At 62.0% G+C, this 24246-nt stretch carries 17 protein-coding genes; 12 read left to right on the top strand and 5 right to left on the bottom strand.

The genetic code is table 11. The features are described 5' to 3' along the window. Window positions 1-35: 35 nt before the first annotated feature. The gene (locus P7F28_RS31985) at window positions 36-1655 is read right to left on the bottom strand and encodes a hypothetical protein (protein ID WP_277189294.1); all 1620 of its coding nucleotides are present in this window, start codon (window positions 1653-1655) and stop codon (window positions 36-38) included. Between the two features lie 190 nt (window positions 1656-1845). On the opposite strand from P7F28_RS31985, the gene P7F28_RS31980 reads away from it, so the two are divergent. Continuing rightward, window positions 1846-2787, top strand: coding sequence for a glyoxylate/hydroxypyruvate reductase A (locus P7F28_RS31980; protein ID WP_277189293.1), 942 nt, complete (start codon window positions 1846-1848; stop codon window positions 2785-2787). 44 nt (window positions 2788-2831) lie between these two features. Here the strand turns inward: P7F28_RS31980 and P7F28_RS31975 are convergent, their stop codons facing one another. After that, complete coding sequence (locus tag P7F28_RS31975; RefSeq protein WP_277189292.1) at window positions 2832-10160, bottom strand: non-ribosomal peptide synthetase; 7329 nt, start codon at window positions 10158-10160, stop codon at window positions 2832-2834. 278 nt (window positions 10161-10438) lie between these two features. On the opposite strand from P7F28_RS31975, the gene P7F28_RS31970 reads away from it, so the two are divergent. From P7F28_RS31970 to P7F28_RS31955, 4 genes are read left to right on the top strand one after another with little or no spacing between them, the layout of a single operon-like run. Further along, the gene (locus P7F28_RS31970; protein ID WP_277189291.1) at window positions 10439-11362 is read left to right on the top strand and encodes a hydroxymethylglutaryl-CoA lyase; all 924 of its coding nucleotides are present in this window, start codon (window positions 10439-10441) and stop codon (window positions 11360-11362) included. Between the two features lie 37 nt (window positions 11363-11399). Next, window positions 11400-11900 (top strand): YbaK/EbsC family protein, encoded by a 501-nt coding sequence (locus P7F28_RS31965; protein WP_277189290.1) that lies wholly within the window; start codon window positions 11400-11402, stop codon window positions 11898-11900. A 35-nt stretch (window positions 11901-11935) separates the two neighbouring features. Next, window positions 11936-12481 carry a DUF1289 domain-containing protein gene (locus P7F28_RS31960; RefSeq protein ID WP_277189507.1) on the top strand — a complete coding sequence of 182 codons (546 nt, stop codon included), beginning with the start codon at window positions 11936-11938 and terminating at the stop codon, window positions 12479-12481. Next, window positions 12478-13389: an MBL fold metallo-hydrolase gene (locus P7F28_RS31955; RefSeq protein WP_277189289.1), complete on the top strand. Its 912-nt coding sequence runs from the start codon at window positions 12478-12480 to the stop codon at window positions 13387-13389. The genes P7F28_RS31960 and P7F28_RS31955 overlap by 4 nt, the downstream gene beginning before the upstream one ends. Window positions 13390-13567: 178 nt before the next feature. On the opposite strand, the gene P7F28_RS31950 is transcribed toward P7F28_RS31955, so the two are convergent. After that, complete coding sequence (locus P7F28_RS31950) at window positions 13568-14458, bottom strand: alpha/beta fold hydrolase (RefSeq protein ID WP_277189288.1); 891 nt, start codon at window positions 14456-14458, stop codon at window positions 13568-13570. 247 nt (window positions 14459-14705) lie between these two features. On the opposite strand from P7F28_RS31950, the gene P7F28_RS31945 reads away from it, so the two are divergent. Beyond that, on the top strand, window positions 14706-15662 hold the full coding sequence (locus P7F28_RS31945) for a nitronate monooxygenase family protein (protein ID WP_277189287.1): 957 nt from the start codon (window positions 14706-14708) through the stop codon (window positions 15660-15662). A 54-nt stretch (window positions 15663-15716) separates the two neighbouring features. Here the strand turns inward: P7F28_RS31945 and P7F28_RS31940 are convergent, their stop codons facing one another. Both P7F28_RS31940 and P7F28_RS31935 read right to left on the bottom strand, forming a co-directional pair. Beyond that, on the bottom strand, window positions 15717-16826 hold the full coding sequence (locus P7F28_RS31940) for a porin (protein ID WP_277189285.1): 1110 nt from the start codon (window positions 16824-16826) through the stop codon (window positions 15717-15719). Between the two features lie 471 nt (window positions 16827-17297). Then, window positions 17298-17666: a hypothetical protein gene (locus P7F28_RS31935; RefSeq protein ID WP_277189284.1), complete on the bottom strand. Its 369-nt coding sequence runs from the start codon at window positions 17664-17666 to the stop codon at window positions 17298-17300. A gap of 455 nt (window positions 17667-18121) precedes the next feature. On the opposite strand from P7F28_RS31935, the gene P7F28_RS31930 reads away from it, so the two are divergent. The 6 genes from P7F28_RS31930 (at window position 18122) to P7F28_RS31905 (ending at window position 24244) form a co-directional block, all read left to right on the top strand. Next, the gene (locus P7F28_RS31930) at window positions 18122-19138 is read left to right on the top strand and encodes a bile acid:sodium symporter family protein (RefSeq protein WP_277189283.1); all 1017 of its coding nucleotides are present in this window, start codon (window positions 18122-18124) and stop codon (window positions 19136-19138) included. A gap of 248 nt (window positions 19139-19386) precedes the next feature. Continuing rightward, window positions 19387-20400 (top strand): acyl-CoA dehydrogenase family protein, encoded by a 1014-nt coding sequence (locus P7F28_RS31925; protein WP_277189282.1) that lies wholly within the window; start codon window positions 19387-19389, stop codon window positions 20398-20400. Continuing rightward, entirely contained in the window at window positions 20388-21176 is a 789-nt protein-coding gene (locus P7F28_RS31920; protein WP_277189281.1) for a PIG-L deacetylase family protein, read from the top strand. Before P7F28_RS31925 ends, P7F28_RS31920 begins: the two co-directional genes overlap by 13 nt. After that, entirely contained in the window at window positions 21173-21781 is a 609-nt protein-coding gene (locus tag P7F28_RS31915) for a class I SAM-dependent methyltransferase (protein WP_277189280.1), read from the top strand. Before P7F28_RS31920 ends, P7F28_RS31915 begins: the two co-directional genes overlap by 4 nt. A 196-nt stretch (window positions 21782-21977) precedes the next feature. Further along, a complete protein-coding gene (locus P7F28_RS31910; RefSeq protein WP_277189279.1) occupies window positions 21978-22997 on the top strand; it encodes a LacI family DNA-binding transcriptional regulator in 1020 nt (339 codons plus the stop codon). After that, the gene (locus P7F28_RS31905) at window positions 22994-24244 is read left to right on the top strand and encodes an AGE family epimerase/isomerase (RefSeq protein WP_277189278.1); all 1251 of its coding nucleotides are present in this window, start codon (window positions 22994-22996) and stop codon (window positions 24242-24244) included. Before P7F28_RS31910 ends, P7F28_RS31905 begins: the two co-directional genes overlap by 4 nt. The last annotated feature ends 2 nt before the right edge of the window (window positions 24245-24246 follow it).

Genomic DNA, 24246 nt, shown 5'->3' with positions numbered 1-24246 from the left:
CACTGCCCGACAATCGGGCGGTGAGCGACTTGGGTTTATCGATGCGAGTCGGTCAGGCGCAACAAATCGGCCGCAACGTCTTGCATCACGGAGTTCCAGTCCGCGAATTGCGGCTGACGATACAACCGGACGCTCGAATACCACGGAGTATCAGCACGGTCGAGTTGCCAGACCCAATACGGATTCACATCCAGCAGCACCCACGTCGGGCAACCCAGCGCTCCGCCCAGATGCGCAATCGACGTGCAGACAGTAATCACGAGATCGAGTGCGCCGACGAACGCAGCGGTATCGTCGAAACTGTTCAGTTCGTGCGTGAAGTCTTCCATATGCAGGCCGGCCGCGCGCGCTGACCGCACATCGGCTTCAGCGCCTTTTTGCAGCGAGTAAAAAGCCACGCCCGGCATGTTCTTCAGATACTCCGCGTAACGCTCCCAGCCGACTCGTCTGAATGGATTTCGCGAATGTGTCGCGCTGCCGGTCCAGACCAGCCCGACTTTGAATCGCCTTTCATGCGACAGACGCTGTTTCCAGAACGCCGAGTGCGCGGCGTCTGCAAACAGATAGGGCGCGGCGGGGATGGTTTCATCGCGCAGGCCTGTTACCAACGGAATACTGAGCAGAGGAAGGTGATAGTCGTAATGCGGCAAGTCGTCGAGTCCGCCTCCGATCGTGAAACCATCGACATGCTGGCTCAGACTACGCGCGAGCAAAGCGCTCATCTGCGGGAACGCGTTCCATTCAATTCGCCCGCCCGCTTCGTGCACTCGCTGCGCCAGCGCTGGCACCAGACGACAGAACTGGAGCACATCGCCCATGCCTTGCTCGCCCCACAGCAGAAGTGTCTTGCCGTCCAGAGGCTGTCCTTCCCAGCGTGGCTGCGGAAATTCGGGCCACTGTCCGTGCGAGATATGTGCCCCGCGCCATCTTGATTCGAACTCGGGCCAGCCTTGTTCGTAGTCACGCTGCGCCAGGCGAAGGATCGACAGGTGGAATCGATAGGACGCGTCGTGCGGCGCCTGATTGCACGCGGCGACGGCGTATGCCGTGGCCTCGTCAATGCGGCGCGCTTCCGCCAGGACAAGCGCATAGGCATACAAGCTGGCGGCATGGTGAGGCGCCAGTTCGACCGCGCGCTTTCCGGCGATCAACGCGCCATCGAGATCGAAGGTTTTGAAGCGCAGTATGCAAAGGTTGCTCCATGCCAGCGTTTCCTGCGGATCGGCCTTGCAGGCATCCTCGAGCAAGGCGATCGCTTCGCGCAAGTCGCCGCCTGACTGATGGATCGCCGATGCGAGATTGGTTCTGAGATTGGGGTAGTCCGGGCTGCAAGCCAACGCATGCCGATAAGCCGTAAGCGCCTCGCGCTGGCGGCCGGACATATCGAAAAGGCAGCCCAGATAGTATGCGGCGGCGACCGAGCGCGGACGGAGCTGCCGCCAGGATTCGGCGATAGCAAGTGCGTCCGGCACGGCTGACTGCGCGGCCAGCGCCTCCACTAGCATGATCAGCGAGTCGTCGTCCGTTGCATGCAAATGCGCGGCGGCATTCAGCCATGTCTCGCCGGCTTCGACGCGTCCTTCCGTATGCGCCGTCACGGCATTCTTTAAAAAAGCGATGAATGGCTTGATCAGTTCGATCGAGATTTTATGCATGGGACACTTCTTGTTGCTTCAATCTTCAGCGCGGACATTGCGCTTTTTTATTCGTTTATCTAACTATGTTTCCGAACACAGCGACTCAGAACTCGTTCTTTCAAGAAATGCTACGCTCTGACGTACTTTTCCGATGAAATGCCAAACCGAAGGCGCTCGGCCCGACCCATCATACTGTGATGCGCTTCTCATGAATATTATCTTCTACGAGCAAAACACCAACGTCGATGCCTGGCTCGGCGGCCTGAAACGCGAGTTGCCCGACGCCGACCTGCGCCTCTGGCAACCAGGCGATACCGCGCCTGCCGACTACGCCATCGTCTGGAAAGCGCCGCGCGAATTGTTCGCGAATCAGCCCGACCTGAAGGCCGTGTTCAATCTGGGCGCGGGCGTCGATGCCATTCTCGATGTCGAACGCAAAGAGCCTGGAACCTTGCCGCCGAACGCGCTGCTGGTGCGTCTGGAGGACAGCGGCATGGCGCAACAGATGGTCGAATACGCGAAGTATTGCGTGCTGCGCTATCTGCGTCGTTTCGATGAATACGAAGCCGAACAACGCGAAAAGCGCTGGACGAGGCTGCCGCAACATACGCGCAGCGCGTTCACCGTCGGCGTACTCGGACTCGGCGTGCTCGGCGGCGAAGTCGCGAAGGGTTTGCTCGATCTCGGCGTGCCGGTGCGCGGATATAGCCGCAGCGCGAAAAGCATCGAAGGGATCGACGTGTATGCGGGCGCGGATCAATTCGATGCCTTTCTTCATGACGTGAAGGTGCTGATCAACCTTCTGCCGCACACGCCGGACACCGAAGGCATTCTGAACGCGCGCACGTTCGGCAAGCTCGCGCACGGTGCGTATGTGGTGAACGTCGCGCGCGGCCCGCATCTCGTCGATGCCGATCTGCTCGCCTCGTTGGACAGCGGCCAGATCAGCGCCGCGACGCTCGATGTGTTCCATACGGAACCGCTGCCGCAGGATCATCCGTTGTGGACGCATCCGCGTGTCAGCGTCACGCCGCATATCTCGGCGGAAACGCTGCGCGAAGAAAGCATCGTGCAGATTGCGGCGAAGATCAAAGCGCTTGCGCGCGGCGAAAGGATTGGCGGTATCGTGGATTTCGCGCGCGGTTATTGAAGATCGATACGCGGCGGCTTTACGCCGCCGCGCGCCGACGACGCTTATGAAAGCGCCACTGCCATGTCACCCATGTCACCCACGTTACCCATTGCGGCCGGAAAGAAGCCTTCCTCACGCAGATACCGCACATACGTCTCGATCAACGCGCCGTAACTCTCCGCAATACCCACATCGAACTGCGCAAGCCGACTGATCGTGCCGATCTGATCGACCGGCATATCGTGCGATGTGAGATCACCCGTATAGAAGTCACGCAGCAGCGCGAGCCCGTTGGAAGAATCGATCGTCGTCAGACGCTGCTTCCATTGCGCGGGCGCTTCGGGCTGTGCGTGCAATCCGAGCGCCGCGAGCGACTCGAACCATTCGCGCTGCCCGATGCTGACCGGATTCTGCAGATTGGCGACCTGCAAGCCATCGCGCGGATGCAGCGCCAGCGCGCACATCGCGGAGGCGAGCACATCGACCGGCGTCATCTCGATAGCCTGCCCGGTCAAGGGATAAGCCTCCATCTGCAAACATCCCTGATTAAACAGCCAGAAATGGTTGTGCGCATAGTTGCTGTAACCCGTACGGCTGTTTCCGGTGACATTGCCCACGCGCATGACCGTGACCGGCAAGTCGAATGCGCGGCTGTACGCCGCCACGCGCTGCTCGCTGACCCATTTGCCGAGCAAATAACCGTTGTCCGACAGCGGACGCTCATTGCCGATTCGCTCCTCTACACGCGATACACCGTCGAGCATCATCGGCACGGACAAGGTCGATACGAAGCACAGCGGCTTCCGGCGCACCGAGAGCGCGAGCCGCAGCAACGCTTCGGTACTGCCGACATTCGCGTCCTTCAGACTCGCGTACCCGTGCAGATGATGCACATGCGCCCCGCAATGCAGAATCGCGTCGGCCTCTTGCGCGAGGCGCTGCCAGTCGGCATCGGCGAGTCCGAGCGCGGGACGGGCGAGATCGGCGCATATCACCTGCACGCGTGAGAAGTCGATCGTGAGACCGGCGGCCCGTGCTTCGCCCAGCAGACGCGCCCGTCCCGAGGCGGGATCGTCGCAACGCTGAAGGCAGAACACCGTCTCCACGCGGCGGCATAACTCATACAGCAAATGAATGCCGATGAAACCGCTTGCGCCCGTCAACACGATCTTGCGCACCGGGTTCGCGCCGTCTCCGCGCCACGCCGGAACGACGTCCATGCGCGGCAGCGCTGCCGAAGCATCCGCGACCGCGCAAGCGATATCGTCACGCGCGACGCCCGCCATCAGCGCAGCGATGGTCGGCGCACGATAGAACGCGGCCATCGGGAAGTCGAAACCGGTTTCGGCGCGGACCTGCGCGTGCATCCGCATCGCCAGAATGGAGTTGCCGCCGAGGTGGAAGAAGTGATCCTCGCGGCTCACGCAATCGACATGCAGCAGCGCACACCAAACGCGCGCAATCGCTGTTTCCAGCCCTTCGCGCGGCGCTTCCCCCGCCGATGTCACCGGAGGCACAGGCAAGGCGTTGCGGTCGATCTTGCCCGAACCGGACAACGGCAGCGCATCGAGCTCCACGTAACGCGCCGGCGCCATGTAGTCCGGCAACGTGGCGGCGATGTGTTCGCGCATGGCCGCCTCGTTCACCGGCGCGCCGTGTTGCCGTACGTAGTACGCGGCGATATAGCGCTGCTCGCCTTCGCCACGAATCGCGCAGGCCGCGAGCTGCACGCCGGGCATGCCCGCGAGCTGATTTTCGATCTCGCCGAGTTCGATGCGGTATCCGCGCAGCTTGACCTGCGCATCGTTACGGCCGAGATATTCGATCGTTCCGTCCGCCAGATAACGCCCCAGATCGCCGGTCCGATACATCCGCGCATAGGGCTTGCCGGCGAAAGGATCGTCGATGAAGCGGCGCAGCGTCAGCGTCGCCTCGTTGCGATAGCCGCGCGCCAGATTCTCCCCGCCGATACACAACTCGCCCACGGAACCGGGCGGCGTGACGCGGCCGTCCGTATCGAGCAGATAGACGTCGTAGCCGGGCAGCGGCTTGCCGAGCACGCGCACCGGACCGTCCGGCTCGATCTGCCCGCTCGTCGCCATCACCGTGGCTTCGGTGGGTCCGTACAGCGAAAGCAGGCGCGTATGGCGCGACCACCAGCGCGCGGTGGTTTCATCGAGCGCGTCGCCACCGAACGCGAGCACGCGCAAGTCGGGCGACACGACTTTGGGCAGACCTTGCAGCAGCACGGGCGTGAGAATCGCGTGTGTCACGCGCGCGCTTTCCAGCAGCCGATGCAGCGTTTCGGAATCGCGTCGCGCGTCTTCCGGCGCGATCACGAGCGTGCCGCCGTTTAGCAGCGCAAGGAAAATCTCGAGCACGCTCGCATCGAAATTGATCGATGCAAGCAGCAGGTTCACGCAACCCGGCTCATAGTTCAGCGGTCCCGCCGCGCCCGCGATCATGCGCACGACGCTGTGATGTTCGATCAGCACGCCCTTCGGTTTGCCGGTCGATCCCGACGTGTGGATGACATACGCGAGCGCATCCGGCGAGACTTCGTGGAGCGCGCGCGGCGCGGCTTGCGCGAGTTCGTCTGCATCGACGAATTGCAGATGCGTGAGGCCAGCCGCAGTCAGACCAGCACGGCCTCGCGCATCTGCGATACCCGCCGTCAACGCGCAGTTCTCCGCGAAGTGCCGAAGCCGCTCGGCGGGATAGGATGGATCGAGCGGCACATAGGCGCAGCCGGCCTTGAGCACGCCGAGAATCGCCGCGACGAGCATCGGCCCTTTCGACATCGCGAGTCCCACGCACGCGTCCGCCGAAACCCACTGCGTCAAACCGCTCGCAATCCGGCTGCTCAGCGCATCGAGCGTGGCGTAGCTCAGCGTCCGGCCTTCGAAGCGCACCGCATCCGTCGATCCGAATCGCGCCGCAATCTCGGCAAAGCGCGCGGGAATCGAAGCCGGCGCATCGGAGATCGGCGTGCCGCGCGAGAAACGCGTGACGAGCGCCCGCTGCGCATCGTTCAGATACGGCAGTTCGCCGACCAGCGTGTCCGGCATGCGCGAAGCGCTGTCGATCAGCGTCGTCAGCACATCGCGCATGGACCGCGCCGAGTGCTCCGCGATCAGCGATCCGTCATATTCGATGCGTCCATCGATCGCGCCGTTCTGACTCGCGTAGAAGATCGCCGCGATATCGGCCTTCGATGTCTTCGACGGCATGTCTTCGACCGTAAAGCGGCCCGCGCCAATCCGCCCGCTCAGATCGATTCCGCTTTGCAGGCTGAACAGCGTATTGAGCGTCCCGATATCCGCCACGCCCGCTTCGTACGCGGTGGCCAGCATGTGATCCCGGTCTTCGAGCATTTGCCGATGAACGGCCGCCACCAGTTCGCCGAAGCGTTGGCGCGGATCGATGCGCGTGGTTAGCACCGCCATCGACACGAGCATGCCGTAGATCGTTTCGCTGCCAGGCTGATCGCGGCCGGCTTGCGGATAGCCGGTAACCGGCGCGTCGTTTCCGCTGACTCGCCACAACCACAGCAGATGCAGAGCGAATAGCACTGGCGAAAGCGTCGTGCCCTGCGCCTGCGCGATCGCGCGCAATCGCGCGGTCTGATCCAACGTGAGACTGACGCGCAATACGCGATTGGAGTCGGGCTTGCGCGTGGTCGAATCGAACGGCAAGTCGAGGCGCAGCGGCACATTGGCGAGCTTGCGTTTCCAGTAGTCGAGCGCGCGCGCATACTGCGGCGACGGCTCGATTCGCCGCTTCCACGCACAGTAATCGAACCAGTTCAGCGTGCGCGATTCCGCCGCTCGACCTTCGTATTCGGCAGCGATTTCGTCCATCAGCAGCTTGAGCGACCAACCGTCGAACATTGCGTGGTGAATGCAGAACAGCAAGGTGCTGGCGCGGCTTTCCGTGTCGAGCAACATCTCGGCGCGCCAGCACGGTACGTCTTCCGGGGAAATCGGCGTCTGAATCCAGGCTTCGGCCTGCGCGCGGATGGCGTCTTGCGTCGCCGTTTCGATCGGAATACACGCGGGAATGCACGCGGCTTCCGCATTCAAAAGCACGAGATGCATTTCACCATCGACATCGACGAGCCGGGATTTGAAGAGCGGATCGCGTGCGAAAACGCGTGTGAGCGCCGCGTGCAGATCGAGCGGATTGACCTCGCGGCTGAAGTCGGCGCGCACGACAATGTTGTAGGCGTTGTCCTCGCGATTGAAGCGCACACGATGCCCGATCGCCTGCGCAATCGCGCTCGTCACCGCCACGCCCGCCGCGTCGTGTTCGCCACATTCGATCGGCGGCAGCGCGTCGTCCTGCTGCATGCTGTCGCGCAACACGCGGCAAAACGCATCGAACGATGGATGCGCGAGCAGCATGCCGGGTTTCGCGCCACACCCGAGCGCCGCGCCGATGCGCGCACAGGCAAGCGTCGCCAGCAAGGAATGACCGCCTGCATCGAAAAAGTGAGTGTGTTCGTCGATCAACTCTTTCGGCATGCCAAGCGTTTTTGCCCAACATGCCTGAACCGTGCGTTCGAGCGCATCGAAGTCGCGCGCTTCGGCATGGGACGCCGTCGCCAGCGGCTCCGGCAAACGCGCACGGTCGATCTTGCCGTTCAATGTCAGCGGCCAGGTATCGACGGGTACGAGAATGGCCGGAATCATGTACGAGGGCAGGCGCGTTTCCAGCCGCCGGCGCAACGCCGCCGGGCCGAGCGCGCTTGCCGAATACCACGCGACCAGCGCAGTGCTGCCCTGCTGCGCGCGCGTACCGATACACACGGCGCTCACTTCGGGCTGCGCCGCGATCACCTGCTCGACCTCGCCAATTTCGACGCGATACCCCCGCACCTTCACCTGAAAGTCGCTGCGCCCGAGAAATTCGATATCGCCGGTCGGCAGAAAGCGCGCGAGATCGCCCGAACGATACAAGCGGCCTGCGCCCTGCGGATCGTCGAAGAACTTCTGCGCGGTAAGTTCCGGCCGCCGCAAATAGCCACGCGCCACGGAAGCCCCGCCAATACATATTTCGCCGATACCCCCGAGCGGCACGGCGCGGCCGTTGGCATCGAGCAAATGAATGGCGTAACCCGGCAAAGGACGCCCGATCTGATTGGCGAGCTTTTGATCGTGAAAGGTGTTTTCGGCGCACATGATGGTGATTTCGGTCGGGCCGTAGATGTTCGACAGCCGCACGACCGATGACCAGAACCGCACGGTGTCGTCGTCACTCGCTTCGCCGCCGCACAGGATCGTGCGCAGATCGGGCAACGGGCGGCGCGGCAGCAGACGCAGCACGGCAGGCGGAAGAAACGCGTGCGTCACGCGCGATTCGCGCAGGAATTCGAACAATGCGGCCGGATCGGCGCGCACTGTCTCGGGCGCGACGATCAGATGGCCGCCCCTGGTCAGCGGATTGAAGATCTCCAGCACACTCGCATCGAAATTGACCGATGCAAACTGCAGCCAGCGCGTGTCCATGCCGCGCTCATAGCGCCCTTCCAGCGACGCGATCGTATTCGCCAACATGCCGCGTTCGATCACGACGCCCTTCGGCTCGCCGGTCGTGCCCGAGGTGTAAATCACGTAGGCGGCAAGCGCCGGATCGGCGGCACGGCAAAGCGTCGGCAAGTCTGTGGAGGACTGCGCGAGCAGATCTTCGATCAAAACGATCGCGCAAGCGAACGTGGTCTGCACGCGCGCGAGTGTGTCCGCATCAGCGATGACGGCGCTCAGTTGCGCATCGGCGGCCATGAAGCGCAAACGCTCTTCGGGCATCAGCGGGTCGAGCGGCACGTAGCCGGCGCGCGCGCTCAACACGCCGAGCATGGCGGGCACCACGCGCGCGCCACGCGACAGACACACGCCGACAAGCTGACTCTGCGCAACATGGGGCGCAATGCCCTCCGCGATACGCGCCGCCGCGCGCGCCAGCCCGGCGTATGAAAAGTGCTCGTCGTCGCCGCCGACGGCGGGCGCGTCGGGATGGTGCCGCACGCGTTCGTCGAAGCTCGCCAGCACATCGTGTGGTTCGATCACGAGCGGCCCGCCCGTGGACCACGCGCGGCGTCGCGCACTGAGTGCGTCGGTATCGAAATCGAGTTGGCCGATCGGCGTGTCGAGTTGCTCGCCGATTCTGCCAAGCAGCGCTACGTAATGCTCGAGCGCAATGGCCAGCCCGCGCGCGCTTTGCGGATGACGCACGCTCACGTCCAGCACGATCTCGTCCGCCATGCGCAGATAAATCGATGTGTCGCGCCCGTCGGCACGCTCAGAGAAATGCGTGACCAACACGCCGCGCAGATCGCCGAGCACGAGCGCGTCGTGCGGAAGTTCATCGCGCTCGCACAGCACGGTGGTCGCGCGGTCGTAGCCCGGATTCAGACGCTTCAGTTCTTCCAGGACATCGCCGGCCGGAATGTTCGCGTGGAAGTCAGCCATCGCGAATTTGGACGCGGCGTGCAAGAAAAATTGCCGCAGCGTCATCGCATCGTCGAAATTGCTGCGGATAAAGTGCACGCGCTCGTCGAAGCCGATCTGTCCGAGCGTATCGCGCCGTCCGCGCTGATGATGTGCCGTAATCACCACCGGCTGACGCGCGAGTGTTTGCAGCAGCACGTGCAGACACGCCTGCAATAGAAATTCGGTGCTCAGGCCAAGTTCTTCGGCCCGTATGCGCAGCTCGCGACTGAGCGCCGCGCCGAGCGGCACGCTGAATCGCGCGTCGGCGGACTCGCCTTCGAGACGCGGCGGCTGCCACGCGAACGCGCCGTCACCCAATTCGCGCACCCAGAACGCCAGATCGCCGCGCCATTGTTCCGGTTCGAGCGAGGCGCGCTCGGCGTCCAGCACGGCTTGCTGATCGAGACCGAGTTCATCGCACGGAGATTCGCCTGTGCCGGCGTAGGCTTGAGAGAGCGCGGCGAAGAGCGGCGTGAGCGAGAAGCGGTCGAGCAGACCGGCGTGGCAGGCGAAGACGAGGTAACTCGCGCCATCGCTACAAAGCAAGGTGATGGCCCACGGCGCGCCCGCGTCCAGACGCAGCGGACGCTCACACAGCGATGTAATGGCGCACGAGAGCGAGGCTTCATCGGCGTAATGGGCTTCATCGGCGTCGATGATGTCGATGACGTCGAGTTGCGCCAGCGCCGCGTCGTGCAGCAAATAACGCGGTCCGTCTTCACCGTGAATGACATGCCAGCGCAGCGGCTTGCAACGATCGGCGACGCTGGCGACTGCGCGCGCCAGACGCGCCTTATCGGGCACTCCGGGCAGGCGGAAGACGGCACGCAGGTTGGGAGATTGTGACGCGGCTTGGGATGCGCGTGCCTGCGTGCGTGCAAGAGTAAGGACATCGAACTTCATGAGATAGCCTCGCTTGTCGTTCGGGAGTCGAAGCGAGGTTTCGGCCGACTTTCGGGCCAACCCCATTCGGGCCAACCCATCCGTGTCCCGACCCTCGCTTGCGAATTCATCATAGGGTCTCGGGTCACTGAATCCGCTCGAAGTTTTCCGAATTCGCGGCGCGAAAAATGATTCAAACAGGCGGTCTTTTTCACCAGCCAAGACATTCCGCGGTTGGCAGCTTTTGGGAATCGATAGCAAAATGCGATGGTTTGCAATGCAACGGAGGAGACAAACCCATGATCCCCACGAAAGTGAAAATCGTCGAAGTCGGGCCGCGTGACGGCTTGCAGAACGAGAAAGAGTTCGTATCCACCGAGACGAAGATCGAACTGGTGAATCGGCTCGCGCGCGCGGGCGTGCGCAACGTCGAAGCAACCTCGTTCGTGTCGCCGAAATGGGTGCCGCAAATGGCCGATGGCGCGGCGGTGATGAGCGGTATCGAACGGCGTGCGGGCACGATCTACTCCGTGCTGACGCCGAATATGCGCGGCTTCGAAGGCGCGCTCGAAGCCAAAGCCGATGAAATCGTGATCTTCGGCGCGGCGAGCGAGGCGTTCTCGCAGAAGAACATCAATTGCAGCATCGCGGAGAGCATCGCGCGATTCGAGCCGGTGGCGAAGGCCGCGAAAGACGCGGGCCTGCGCGTGCGCGGCAGCATTTCCTGCGCGCTCGGCTGTCCGTATCAGGGCGAAGTGAGCATCGATTCCGTGGTCGATGTGGTCGAACGCATGAAGGCGCTCGGCTGCGATGAAATCGATATCGCGGACACCATCGGCGTCGGCACGCCGAAGCGCACGCGCGAAGTGATGGCGGCGGCATCGAAGGTGTTTCCGCGCGAACGTCTGTCCGGCCATTTCCACGATACCTACGGTCAGGCCGTCGGCAATATTTATGCGGCGCTGCTGGAAGGCATCGAGATTTATCACGCGTCGGTGGCGGGTTTGGGCGGCTGTCCGTACGCGAAAGGCGCGACCGGAAATGTGGCGACAGAAGATGTCGTGTATCTGCTGAACGGCTTAGGCATCGAGACCGGCGTGGATCTCGATCAGCTCGTGGATATCGGCGATTTCATTTCGCGCGCGATCGGCAAGCCGAGCGCGTCACGCGTTGGCCGGGCGCTGTTGGCCAAACGGCAGAGTGGCGCGGCGGCCTGCGTCTGAGGCACGCTGCTTTTTATCGCATATCAACAGGATTTCGATGACTCTCGACTCTTTACCCGATTCCGCGCGCCGCGTCGCGCTGTTGCTGAAGGAACGCGGCCATCCGCACGAAGTCGTGATGCTGCCGGAAACCGGCAAGACCTCGGCGGAAGCGGCGGCGGGACTCGGCTGTTCGATCGCGCAGATCGCCAAATCCATTCTGTTTCGACGCCGCGAAGACGATGCGCCCGTGCTCGTGATCGCCAGCGGCGCGAATCGCGTGGACGAAGCGAAAGTGGCGGCGCGCGTCGGCGCGTTGGGCCGCGCGGACGCGAAGTTCGTGCGCGAAAAAACCGGCTATGCGATCGGCGGCGTGTGTCCGATCGGCCATGCGGTGGAACCCGTCGTTTTGATCGATGAAGACTTGCTTGCGCTCGACAGTCTGTGGGCGGCGGCGGGCCATCCACATGCCGTGTTCAATCTGTCGCCGCAGGAGTTGGTCGAACTGACCGGCGCGCCCGTGGTCGATGTCGCGTTGCGCGAAACGGCGGCTTCATGAGCGATGTGGCGTCGCCGTGCATCGACGTGTGTCGCATGAACGCGGAAACCGGCTTCTGCGATGGCTGTTTTCGCACCATCGACGAAATCGCGTCGTGGTCCGCGTATGACGACGATGCAAAGCGCGACGTGCTTGCGCGCGTGGAAAGCCGTCGGCAAGGCGCGCGCGTGGTGACGCTCGGTGAATCGTTCGAAGCGACGCTGGAATTGCCGCCCGATTCCATCAAACAATTCGCCACGCTCGTCAACGACACCAACCCGCTGCATCACGACGATGCCTACGCGCGCGCCAGCCGCTTCGGTTCGCTGATTGCGTCCGGCACGCAGCCGACCGCGCACTTGATGGCGATGCTCGCCGCGCATTTCTCGCAGTACGCGCAGCCGCTCGGCCTCGAATTCGGCATCAAACTGACGCGCGCGGTGAAAGCGCACGACACGCTGACCATGCGCTGGCGCGTAATCGAAGCGAAGTGGAAAGCGAGCCTCAAAGGAGATCTCGTCAAGCTCGAAGGCGACGCCATCAATCAACTCGGCGAAACGGTGATGAAAGCGACCGCGACGATTGTGGTGATGCCGCTATGAATGCGCTGCCGGAATCGATGACGGTTTTCGAGCGAGGCTGGCTCTCGTCGAATAACGTGCTGTTCGTCGATTCCGAACGCGCGACGCTGATCGATACCGGCTACGCATCGCATGCTCAGCAGACGCTTGCGTTGCTGCGTCAAAAGCTCGGCACGCGTCCGCTGGATACGATCATCAACACGCATCTGCATTCGGATCACTGCGGCGGCAACGCGCTGCTTCAGCAGACTTACGCGTGCGAAACGCTGATTCCATCGAGCGAAGCGCGCGTCGTGCGCGAATGGGATGAAGACGCGCTGACGTTCCGCGCGACCGGCCAGCGCTGCGAGCGTTTTGGCTTCACAGGCACGATCGATAACGGCATGACGTTGACGCTCGGCGGCATCGAATGGAACGTGCTTGGCGCGCCTGGCCACGATCCGCATTCGCTGATGCTGCATAGCCCGGACGCGCGCGTGCTGATCAGCGCGGATGCGTTGTGGGAAAACGGCTTCGGCGTGATTTTTCCCGAACTGGAAGGCGAAAGCGGATTTGCGGAGGAGCGCGCGGTGCTGGAGCTTATCGCTGGATTGGACGTGGATATCGTCATTCCCGGCCACGGCGCGCCGTTTTCGGATGTGGCGCGCGCGTTGGATATCGCGTCGTCGCGGCTGGATTATTTGCAGGCCGATCCGGCGCGCAATGCGAAGAACGCGCTGAAAGTGCTGATCGTTTTCAAGCTGCTCGATGCGCGCTCGATGACCTTCGAAGCGTTGCTCGCCCTCACGCAACAAGCCCGCGCGATGCGCGCCGCTGCGGACATGCTCGGTTCGCCGCAAACGCATCGCGCGTTGCTGGCAAAACTCATCGGAGAACTGGAAAAAGGCGGCGCGCTGAAAGTGAACGGCGATACCATCATTTCAAACTGAGCGCAAAGTAAGCGCCCAAAAAGAAAGCCGCTTGTCAGCTACGGCAAGCGGCGGAATCGTTAAGACGTGATCAACGTCAAGAATATCCTAACTCGACGTTATTGCGCAGACATCGGTGCTTTCCCTACAGATATTTGACGGGCAGCTAAATAGTGCATGAACGTTTTCATGTGTGCCGTCACGAAGGCTCCGTGCCGAAAAACGCGAGCATCTCCGCAATCAACGCTTCCGGTTGTTCTTCGGGAATGTAGTGCCCGCCCGGCAGCGCGCGGCCGCTGACATCGCGCGCGACTTTGCGCCATTCGGCGACCGCATCGAAACGCTGTCCGATCACGCCCTCCTCGCCCCACAACACGCGCAGCGGACACGCCATTTTCACGCCGCGTTCGAGATCGTCGCGCTCGTGCTCCAGATCGATGCTCGCCGCCGCGCGATAGTCCTCGCACGTGGCATCGATTACACCGGGCGCAGCAAAAGCATCGCGATACGCCTGAAGCGCGTGCGGCGCGAATAGCGCGAGACCGGCCGAACCACTGCCGAACAGCCGATCCAGATACGCATCCGGATTGCCGCGAATCAGCGACTCGGGCAACGGCGCGCGTTGAATCAGCATGAACCAGTGGAAATTCGCGGTCGCGGTAAAGCGGTCGGTGGCGTCGTACATGGCGAGCGTCGGCGCGATATCGAGCAGCATCAATCGATCGACGGCATCGGGAAAATCCACCGCCATGCGATGCGCCACGCGCGCGCCGCGATCGTGTCCGCAGACCATGAATCGGTCGAAGCCGAAATGGCGCATCACGTGCACCTGATCGGCGGCCATCGCGCGTTTCGAATACGGCGCGTGAGACGCATCGCTGGCCGGTTTCGCCGATGCACCGTAACCGCGCAAGTCAGGCGCGATCACCGTGAAGTGGCGCGCGAGTTCATCGGCGCAGGCGTGCCAGATTTCGTGCGTCTGCGGATAGCCATGCAAGAGCAACAACGGCGGCCCTTCACCGCCCTTCGTTCCCGCGATCTCGACGCCCGCGGCATCGACGCGAAACGGTTCGTAGTCTCCGAAGGACATGGCATTTTCTTGTTCGTGGCATTGCGAATGATTTTAGGCGCGGGTCGCGCCATGCTGATGTGACCAAAGCCTCTTGGAGGCCGAAACCGAAGAAGTCCTCGGGATTTTGCGAATCGGCATGACGATCGCTATGCCTATAATCGAACGATCGTTCGCGCAAAGATTGAATGATCGTACGTGCCGGTTCCGCGCATTACGACCGTAAAATCAACCACTGCTGCATCGCCCTTTTCTGGAGATTCGCGCCATGGCACTTCCCGCCATCCTGCAGCACCTCGCACTGCCCGTGATCGGATCGCCGATGTTTATCGTCAGTTATCCGGAGCTGGTGCTCGCGCAATGCAAGGCGGGTATCGTCGGTTCGTTTCCGGCGCTCAACGCGCGTCCCGCCGAGTTGCTCGATGAATGGCTCACGCAGATTCAGTCTGAACTCGCGGCGCACAAGGCGGCGAATCCAGACGCGGTGATCGGGCCGATCGCGGTGAATCAGATCGTGCATCAGTCGAACGCGCGGCTCGAACACGATGTGCGCGTGTGCGTCGAGCATCAGGTGCCGATTTTCATCACGAGTCTGCGCGCGCCGGTCAGGGAAATGATCGACGCCGTGCATTCGTATGGCGGGATCGTGCTGCACGATGTGATCAACCTACGCCACGCGCAGAAGGCGCTGGAAGCGGGCGTCGATGGTTTGATTCTCGTCGCGGCGGGCGCGGGCGGTCACGCGGGCACGACATCGCCGTTCGCGCTGGTCGGCGAAGTGCGCAAGATTTTCGATGGTCCGATCGTGCTGTCGGGATCGATCGCCAATGGCGGTTCGATTCTCGCCGCGCAGGCCATGGGCGCGGATATCGCCTACATGGGCACGCGCTTTATCGCGACGAAAGAGGCGCACGCGCTGGAGAGCTACAAGCAGGCTATCGTCGATGCGAGCGCGGCGGACATCATCTACACGAACCTCTTTACGGGCGTGCACGGGAATTACATTCGCGAGAGCATCGTCGCAGCGGGACTCGATCCGGACGCCTTGCCGCAATCCGATAAAACCGCGATGAATTTCGCCGATCCGAAAGCGAAGGCGTGGAAGGATATCTGGGGCGCAGGCCAGGGCGTCGGCCTGATGGAAGACGTGCCGAGCGTGGCCGAATTGGTTTCGCGTTTGCGAACCGAATACGACGAAGCGAAAGCACGACTTTCCATCCGCTGAAAACAAAACACCGCGCCCGAGAGCGCGGTGTTTTGTTTGTGCCAGCAGGCGCGTTTAGAACTTCGCGCGGATGCCGACGCCGAAGGTATCGCCCGTCGAGACGCTCGTGTACTTGTCGTTCAGGTACGCGGCGTAGACATCGGTGCGCTTCGACAGCGGATAGTCGTAGCCGACGGCCCAGCTCTTGTGCGTCTGATCCAGACCGCCGTTGCTGCGCGAATACGCGTAGGAGGCCATCACCGAGCCCGGTCCGAGCGGCACGGTCACGCCGCCTTGTCCGGTGTTGACGTGGAATGTGCCGGGGCCGTCGTAGTCGTTCTTTGTGTACATGTACTGCGCGAAGAACTTCACGTACTTCAGGTCGTACGACGCGCCCAGTTGCGCCACGCTCTGGCTCTTGAAGCCCGGCGTCTGGAAGCCGTCGATGCTCGTGAAGTCGCCCGGCGTGTTGTTGAAGTTCACGTACTGATACACGCCGGTCGCCGCGAACGGGCCGTGGAAGTACAGGAACTGCGCGCTGTACTTCTTCGAGCGGCCGTCGCCTGCCGTGTTGCCGAACGTGTACATCGCGCTGCCCGACAGACCGTTGAAGTCCGGCGTCGTGTACTGCACAGAGTTGTTCCAGCCCGAATCGCCGATCACGCCCTGATCCGTGCGATACGTCGGGAACGTGCCCGCGCCGAGGAACACGTGGTAGACCATCGGCGAGAACGTGTACGAATCGACGAACGGGTTGAACAGAATCGTCGATACGAACAGTTGCGTGGTCAGGCGGCCAGCGGTGAACGTACCGATCGGACCTTGAATGCCGACGTACGAGTTACGCGCGAAGAAGGTATCGCCCTGGAAACGGCCGGCCTGGCCGTTCTGCGCGCGGAAGAATGCTTCGAGGGTGAAGATGGCCTTGTAGCCGTTGCCGAGATCTTCAGCGCCCTTCATGCCCCAGTAGGACGTCGACATACCGCCGCCGCCCACATTCCATGCGCGGTCCTGGCCCGGAAACTTGGTGGCGCCGACCCATTCGTCGACCTGTCCGTAGAGCGATACGCTCGATTGCGCCTGAGCCGCGCCTGCCGCGAGAAAGCCGAACATCGCGGCGACTACGGTGGCCTTGACCGTTGCTTTCACCGCTTTCTTCGGCGCACGGTTGACGGTTGGCTTCATGAACAACTCTCCTGTCGTTTGTCAAAAATTGAAAGCTTGGCGGGCGAGGGGTTTTACAAGGTGCGCTCGCCAAGTGGACCGGCGTAATTGGTTTCTCGGGCGAGCGGCAACGCAAGTGGAGCGGCACCATCTTTACGGACCATTTTTCCGGTTAAAATTCTTTTTCATTATTGCGGGTATAGCGGTTTGAATAGGCCGCTAAGACGCCAAACCGTGACGACCGTCGAAGATGCGCGATTAATGACAACACGCAACCAACGCAACGCCACGGTTGGCGCATCGGACAGCGATTTTGAAACTGCTGATGCCGCGCAAAGGAAAACAAGGCCGCATTGTCCTTGCGCGGAAAAAAGAGGGGAATGAAGATTCGATTTCTCTCGCGCGACTGTGGCGAGATTACGTCAATGTGACAGGCGAACTGGACGCGCCAATAGTTTTTGGATAACTGCGGGGACGACGCAACCGCGTTTTTTAGTTGCGGTAGTTTGCGTTGGCAGGCGAGCGGGCGTCGTCGGATTGACGGCCCGGAGGACGGGGAATGCTGCGCTCTTCGTTGTAGCGCGTAATGTCGGCGCGGATCGAACCGGCGTTACGGAACGATGCACCCTGATCCGCGCGCGGCGACGGCCGCATCTCGGCACTCACGGGCGTGAGACCTTCGGTGGCGGCGACGGGCGTGTAGTGCAGCGAATGACGGCTGCTGGCGGAGTCATCGAACACGGCGGGCGACAGCCATTCGGCGCGCGGGCCGGCGAGCGCAAGCGATCCCGCGACCGCCAGCGCTGCGAGCGCCGTGGTTGCGATGATTCGAGTCGTCTTGCGTATGCCAGTGAGCGTCATGTCGAAAACGGTGAGTCTGCCGGTCTTCGTCGGATGAATTCAGGTGGAGCATCAGAACGATGCGCGCACCCGCCGACCGGTGTATTCGACAATTTATTTCCCGCCGCGACGACAGTCGAGCCAAAAAGTGTTAGGTCTGGTCGATGGTTGTAACACCATGTTACGTCAGAGTTTTTTTACTTAGCCCGACTGAATTGAAGCCGAAAATGTAAGACGAAAAATGTGCTGGCAACGTTTCGATCAACGCATCATGATTTGCTGATCGCGGCCCGCCATTTGCTACAAGTTTCAGGTTTGAGTGCTCACTGGTTCATGCCATTTCCGCATCAATCGATCAATGAAATGAATTTGCCATTTCAATCGGCTACAAGCGAGAATCATGGTTTTCCCTCATTCGATACCGCGTTCGCCCGGTAGTTCGTCCGGTGGCGCGGCGCAGTCCGATCCCAAATCCAATGGCACGGCCCAAACTTCTTCCCGATAACTTCACGCTGGCGCTGGTCGGCACCGTCATTCTGGCGAGCCTGCTGCCGTGCCGGGGAAGCGCTGCGACAGCGTTCAACTGGATCACGAACGTAGCGATCGGGCTGCTGTTTTTCCTGCATGGCGCGAAGCTTTCGCGCGAAGCAATCGTTGCGGGCGCAACGCACTGGCGGCTGCATCTCGTCGTGCTGCTGAGCACGTTCGCGCTGTTCCCGCTGCTCGGCCTCGGACTCAAGCCGGTCTTGACGCCGCTCGTTACGCCCGCGCTCTATAGCGGCATTCTCTTTCTCTGCACGCTGCCGTCCACGGTGCAATCGTCGATTGCATTCACGTCGATGGCGAAAGGCAATGTGCCTGCCGCCGTGTGCAGCGCTTCGGCGTCGAGCCTGCTGGGAATCTTCATTACGCCCGCGTTGGTCGGGCTGCTGCTGAGCAGTAACGCCACCACCGGCTCGCCGTGGCATACGGTCGGCAGTATCGTGCTGCAACTGTTGGTGCCGTTTATCGCCGGCCAGTTGTTGCGCCCGGCAATCGGCAAATGGATCGACAAACGCAAGGCCGTGCTCAAGTTCGTCGATCAGGGTTCCATTTTGCTGGTCGTGTACGTTGCGTTCAGCGCGGCCGTGAACGAAGGAATCTGGCATTCGATTTCGCTCTCGGCGCTCGCCGGTCTGCTCGCGGTGAACATTCTTCTGCTCGCGCTCGCGCTCTTCATCACGGCTTTCGCGGCGAAGCGTTTGGGCTTCAGCCGCGCCGATCAGATCACCATCATTTTTTGCGGCTCGAAAAAAAGTCTCGCAGCCGGCATTCCCATGGCGAAGGTGATTTTCGCCTCGCACGCGGTCGGCGCGGTCGTGCTGCCGCTCATGCTGTTCCACCAGATTCAGTTGATGGTGTGCGCCGTGCTCGCTCAACGCTGGGGCGCGCGAAAGACTGTCGCCGAATCCATGCGCGAATCCAAGAATGTCGGAGCGCCCGCACGCCGCTGACTTCACCTTTTGCTCCTGTTCATGAAGGCCGCCTCTTGCGGACTTTTCGTTATTTAACCCTGCCCGAACAAAGCCGAACAGTCAGCCAGAAGGCATAGGCCAAAACGACGGATTTTCGGCATCGACCAGACAGCAATACACAGCCGACAGTCCGACGCTTTTGCTTATGCCGTTCAGCCGAATAGCGGTCGGGCATGTCCCTTGCCACACTCTTGTTCATGAGCCGCGCCATCCGAACAGGAGAACCGATGTCGATTCAATCCGCACTGCGTGCGTTTCTCGCAGAGACGCCTTTCGAGCGTGGCAACGTCGTGCAGACGGGCGAATTGCTGCACGCGTTGATCGATGCGCGGCTGGATCGCCTACCCTTGCCCGGACAAGGCGCGACGCTTGCCCGATGGCAATCGCTAGGCGCCGTGGCTGCATTCGATCTCGCATTGACGAAGCTCTACGAAGGCCACACGGACGCGCTCGCGATCCTTGCCGAACTCGACGGCGCGCAACCGGACGACGGTTCGGCATGGGCCGTCTGGGCCGCGGAACCACCAGACGCAAAGTTGCGCGCAAACGGCGATTGCCTGCTCAACGGCACGAAGGCGTGGTGCTCGGGCGCGGCATCGGTAACGCACGCGTTGGTGACTGCGTGGAACGAGCGCGATGAATCCGTGCTCGCTGCCGTCGATTTGCGTCAACCCGGCGTGACCGTCACCGATAGCGGCTGGAAGGCGGTCGGCATGCAGGCCAGCGCAAGTATGGACGTGCAGTTCCACAACGTGCCCGCGCGACAAATAGGCGCGCCGCGCGCGTATCTCGAACGGCCGGGTTTCTGGCAAGGTGGCGCGGGTATCGCCGCATGCTGGTTCGGTGCGACGGCGGGTATCGCCGAATTTGTCGCTCGAAGCGCGCGTCGCCGCGCCGATCCGCACACGCTGGCGCATCTCGGCGCTATCGATACCACGCTCAGCGCCACCGCCGCTTTGCTGCGTCAGACCGCCGCGTTTATCGATCGCACGCCCACAGCCGATGCCATGCTGCCGACGCTGCGCGCGCGTCTGGGCGCGGAACATGCGGCATCGCTCGTGATCGCGCATGCCGCTCGGGCGCTCGGCGCAGGACCGCTGTGCCGCAACAGTCATTTCGCGCATCTGATGGCTGATCTGCCAGTATTCATTCGACAAAGCCACGCGGAGCGAGACGAGGCATCGCTTGCTCAACGCGTGTTGGAACAGCCAGAGGAGGAAGGCAATTCATGGCAACTGTGACCACGCAGCCGCAGACAATCGCGGAGGAAGATCGCCGCATCAAAGGTGAAGGCACGCCCGAAGCCACATGGCAAGGTTGGGCGCGGCTGGCCGCGTTGCCCGAGGTCGATCCCGCCGAACTGGTGCCGTTCGGTGCGCGCGCTGTCGTCATTGCGCCACATCCGGACGACGAAGTGCTCGGCACGGGCGGCCTGCTCGCGCTTCTCTCAGAAATCAGCCGAAGCGTATTGATCATCGCGGTAACGGATGGCACCGCGAGTCACCCGAAATCGACTCAATGGCCGCCGGATCGGCTTGCCAGCGTGCGTCCGCTGGAAACGCGCGAGGCGTTGCAACGGCTTCATATGCGGCAAGTTCAGGTCGTGAGACTCGGTTTGCAGGACGGCGGCGCGAAGCAGTTCGAAGCGAACTTATCAGGACTTCTGTCGAAATATCTCCAACCGGACGATATCGTTTTCACTACTTGGCGTTACGATGGCCATCCTGATCATGAGGCAACGGGGCGGGCCGCCTACGAGGCGGCGAGCGCAGCGCGCTTGCCTCTGATCGAAGTGCCGCTATGGACGTGGCACTGGGCCTCACCGGACGACCCGCGCGTGCCGTGGAGCCGTGCGCGTCGCGTCGTGCTGGACGGCGCCACGCACGCTCGAAAAGTACGCGCGGTTCAGGCGTTCCGAAGCCAGATTGAGTCTGATCCGGCGACGGGTAAAGCGCCGGTTCTTCCCGAGCATGTGTTGGCACGCCTGACGCGGCCATATGAAGTCATCCTGATATGAGCACACAGAACGATACTAAGCACTACTTCGACAATCTTTACCAAGACAGCGACGATCCCTGGAAAATCAGCAGCCGCTGGTACGAGCAGCGCAAGCGCGCGCTCACGCTGGCGGCGCTGCCGCGCGAGCGCTTTCAGCGCGCGTTCGAGCCGGCCTGCGGCAACGGCGAACTGACTATCCAACTTGCGGCGCGCTGCGACGAACTCATTGCGGCGGACATCAGCGAGGACGCGGTCGCGCTCACGCGAAAGCGCGTTGCATCGCTTGAACAGGTGAACGTGAAGCAGATGGTTTTGCCGGATGCATGGCCAGACGGCAAGCTCGACCTGATCGTGTTCAGCGAAGTCGGCTATTACCTGGACGATGCACAGCTTGATCGCGTGATGGTACAGATGCGCGCATCGCTTTCCGATGACGGCGCGATCGTCGCGTGCCACTGGCGCAGGCCGATAGAAGGCTGGGCCCTGAATGGCGAAGAAGTGCACGCCATCCTGCGTGGGCGCATTCAACTGCCTTTGCTCAGCCATTACTGGGACGACGACCTCGTGCTCGACGTCTGGACCCGCGACGCCCGATCGGTTCATCAACGAGAAAGCGAGCAGTGAAGCGTTTCGCGTTTTTACTAAACAAACAAAAAGCCTTCAATCGTCAATGAAACCAAGGGTCTAGTGGTTTTCTCCAATCCGTGTTTGCGCTATTTTCGCTGAGTTTTACTATACAATCGCCGCAAACAAGCGAACCCGCTCCGCGCGGTAAACATAGGCACGGGGCGACGCATCACAGGAGAACGAGAACACCACGATGGCTACCACCATTCGCGATGTCGCGCGCGCAGCCAGCGTCTCGATCGGGACGGTCTCGCGTGCGCTGAAAAATCAGCCCGGACTGTCCGAAGCCACGCGCGAGCGCGTCGTCGAAGTCGCGCAACAGCTTGGCTACGACTCCGCACAACTGCGCACACGCATTCGGCGTGTCACATTCCTGCTGCATCGGCAGCACAATAATTTCGCGGTCAGCCCGTTTTTCTCGCATGTGCTGCATGGCTTCGAGGAAGCGTGCCGTGAGCGCAAGCTGGTGCCATCGGTGCTGACGGCGGGACCGACGCACGATCTCGCGCAGCAAATGCGGCTGCACGCGCCGGACGCCATCGCGGTCGCGGGTTTCGTCGAGCCGGAATTGCTGGCGCATCTGCATTCGCTGGCGCGGCCCACGGTGCTGATCGATTTGCGTGCGCCGGGCTTTCGCTCCGTGAATATCGACAACGTGAAGGGCGCGTCGCTTGCCATGCAGCATTTGTTTGCGTCGGGAAGAAAGCGCGTGGCGTTTATCGGCGGATCGCTGGCGCATCACAGCATTGCGCAGCGGGCGCTTGGCTATCGAAAAGCCTTTTTCGATGCCGGCCTGCTGTTCGATCCAACACTCGAAGTCAACACGCAGCCCGGCCTGCCCGCCGATCTCGCCGCCGCCGACGCCATGGAACGCCTGATCGCCGATGCCCGTGCGCAATCGAATCCGTTGCCCGACGCCGTTTTCGCCTATAACGATGCAGCAGCCCTCGCCGCGATGCGCGTCTGTCTCGCGCACGGGCTGCGCGTGCCGGAGGACATCGCCTTCGTCGGTTTCGACGATATCCCCGCCGCCACGCAAAGCACGCCGCCGCTCTCGACCGTCACCGTCGATAAAGAAGCGCTCGGGCGGCGCGGCGTCGAATTGTTGCTGGAAGATCAGGCGGCCGCGCAAGGCCAGGCGGATACGCTCGTCGACGTGAAATTCATTCCTCGCGCGAGTTCGGGCGCGAGAGAGGACATCAACACGCCATGAACATGACCGCATCGCCTGAAATAGCGACTGACACGCTCAAGACCGCCATCGACTTCCGCAGCCGCGACTTTCTGCTGGCGCACGTACGCGACACGCTCGCGTTCTACGCGCCGACCGCGCGCGATCCGTCCGGCGGCTTCTTCCACTACTTCAAGGACGACGGCACCGTCTACGACCGCACCACGCGCCACCTCGTCAGCAGCACGCGCTTCGTTTTCAATTACGCGATGGCGTATCGGCATTTCGGTGACGCGAGCTATCAGGACGACGCGCGCCACGCCTTCAACTTCCTGCGCGATGCCCATTGGGACGCCACGCTCGAAGGCTACGACTGGGAACTCGAATGGCGCGATGGCCAGAAGCGCACGCTCGACGGCACGCGTCATTGCTACGGTCTCGCGTTCGTGCTGCTCGCCTGCGCGCATGCCGCGATGGCAGGCATCGACGAAGCGCGGCCGATGATCGACGAAACCTTCGCGCTGCTCGAAAAGCGCTTCTGGGACGCCGACGCCGGTCTCTACGCCGACGAAGCCACGCCTGACTGGCAGTTGTCGGACTATCGCGGCCAGAACGCCAACATGCACGCGACCGAAGCGCTGCTCGCCGCCTACGAGGCGACCGGCCACGTCATCTATCTGGATCGCGCGGAGAAGATTGCCGGGAACATCACGTTGCGGCAGGCGAAGTTGTCGAACGGCATGATCTGGGAGCATTTCAAGCCGGACTGGTCCGTGGACTGGCACTACAACGAATCGGACAGTTCGAATATTTTCCGGCCGTGGGGTTTTCAGCCGGGACATCAAACGGAGTGGGCCAAGCTGCTGCTGATTCTGGAGCGGCATCGCAAATTGCCGTGGCTGGCGCCGCGCGCCGCCGAATTATTCGATGCCGGTTTCAGCCGCGCGTGGGACACTCATCACGGCGGGCTGTACTACGGCTTCGGCCCGGACGACAGCATCTGCGATCACGATAAATACTTCTGGGTGCAGGCCGAAAGCTTTGCGGCAGCGGCGCTGCTCGGCGCGCGCACAAAAAGCGAGCGCTTTTGGGATTGCTACGACGAGCTGTGGCGCTATAGCTGGGCGCATTTCGTCGATCACGAATACGGCGCGTGGTATCGCATTCTCACGTGCGACAACCGCAAGTACGGCGACGAAAAATCTCCCGCCGGCAAGACCGATTACCACACGATGGGCGCGTGCTACGAAGTGCTGAACGCGCTGTCCTCGTCTCCGAACGCACGGTGAAA

Origin of the sequence: Caballeronia sp. BR00000012568055, assembly GCF_029439455.1 — a bacterium.
Classification (GTDB): Bacteria; Pseudomonadota; Gammaproteobacteria; order Burkholderiales; family Burkholderiaceae; genus Caballeronia.
The sequence above is the reverse complement of the archived record's forward strand: the minus strand, read 5'-3'. Positions and strand labels throughout refer to the sequence as shown.

Bases quoted from the DNA above. Each gene is read 5' to 3' on its own strand.
- P7F28_RS31985 (WP_277189294.1), bottom strand. From the start codon at position 1,655: ATGCATAAAATCTCGATCGAACTGATCAAGCCATTCATCGCTTTTTTA.
- P7F28_RS31980 (WP_277189293.1), top strand. From the start codon at position 1,846: ATGAATATTATCTTCTACGAGCAAAACACCAACGTCGATGCCTGGCTC.
- P7F28_RS31975 (WP_277189292.1), bottom strand. From the start codon at position 10,160: ATGAAGTTCGATGTCCTTACTCTTGCACGCACGCAGGCACGCGCATCC.
- P7F28_RS31970 (WP_277189291.1), top strand. From the start codon at position 10,439: ATGATCCCCACGAAAGTGAAAATCGTCGAAGTCGGGCCGCGTGACGGC.
- P7F28_RS31965 (WP_277189290.1), top strand. From the start codon at position 11,400: ATGACTCTCGACTCTTTACCCGATTCCGCGCGCCGCGTCGCGCTGTTG.
- P7F28_RS31960 (WP_277189507.1), top strand. From the start codon at position 11,936: ATGAACGCGGAAACCGGCTTCTGCGATGGCTGTTTTCGCACCATCGAC.
- P7F28_RS31955 (WP_277189289.1), top strand. From the start codon at position 12,478: ATGAATGCGCTGCCGGAATCGATGACGGTTTTCGAGCGAGGCTGGCTC.
- P7F28_RS31950 (WP_277189288.1), bottom strand. From the start codon at position 14,458: ATGTCCTTCGGAGACTACGAACCGTTTCGCGTCGATGCCGCGGGCGTC.
- P7F28_RS31945 (WP_277189287.1), top strand. From the start codon at position 14,706: ATGGCACTTCCCGCCATCCTGCAGCACCTCGCACTGCCCGTGATCGGA.
- P7F28_RS31940 (WP_277189285.1), bottom strand. From the start codon at position 16,826: ATGAAGCCAACCGTCAACCGTGCGCCGAAGAAAGCGGTGAAAGCAACG.
- P7F28_RS31935 (WP_277189284.1), bottom strand. From the start codon at position 17,666: ATGACGCTCACTGGCATACGCAAGACGACTCGAATCATCGCAACCACG.
- P7F28_RS31930 (WP_277189283.1), top strand. From the start codon at position 18,122: ATGGCACGGCCCAAACTTCTTCCCGATAACTTCACGCTGGCGCTGGTC.
- P7F28_RS31925 (WP_277189282.1), top strand. From the start codon at position 19,387: ATGTCGATTCAATCCGCACTGCGTGCGTTTCTCGCAGAGACGCCTTTC.
- P7F28_RS31920 (WP_277189281.1), top strand. From the start codon at position 20,388: ATGGCAACTGTGACCACGCAGCCGCAGACAATCGCGGAGGAAGATCGC.
- P7F28_RS31915 (WP_277189280.1), top strand. From the start codon at position 21,173: ATGAGCACACAGAACGATACTAAGCACTACTTCGACAATCTTTACCAA.
- P7F28_RS31910 (WP_277189279.1), top strand. From the start codon at position 21,978: ATGGCTACCACCATTCGCGATGTCGCGCGCGCAGCCAGCGTCTCGATC.
- P7F28_RS31905 (WP_277189278.1), top strand. From the start codon at position 22,994: ATGAACATGACCGCATCGCCTGAAATAGCGACTGACACGCTCAAGACC.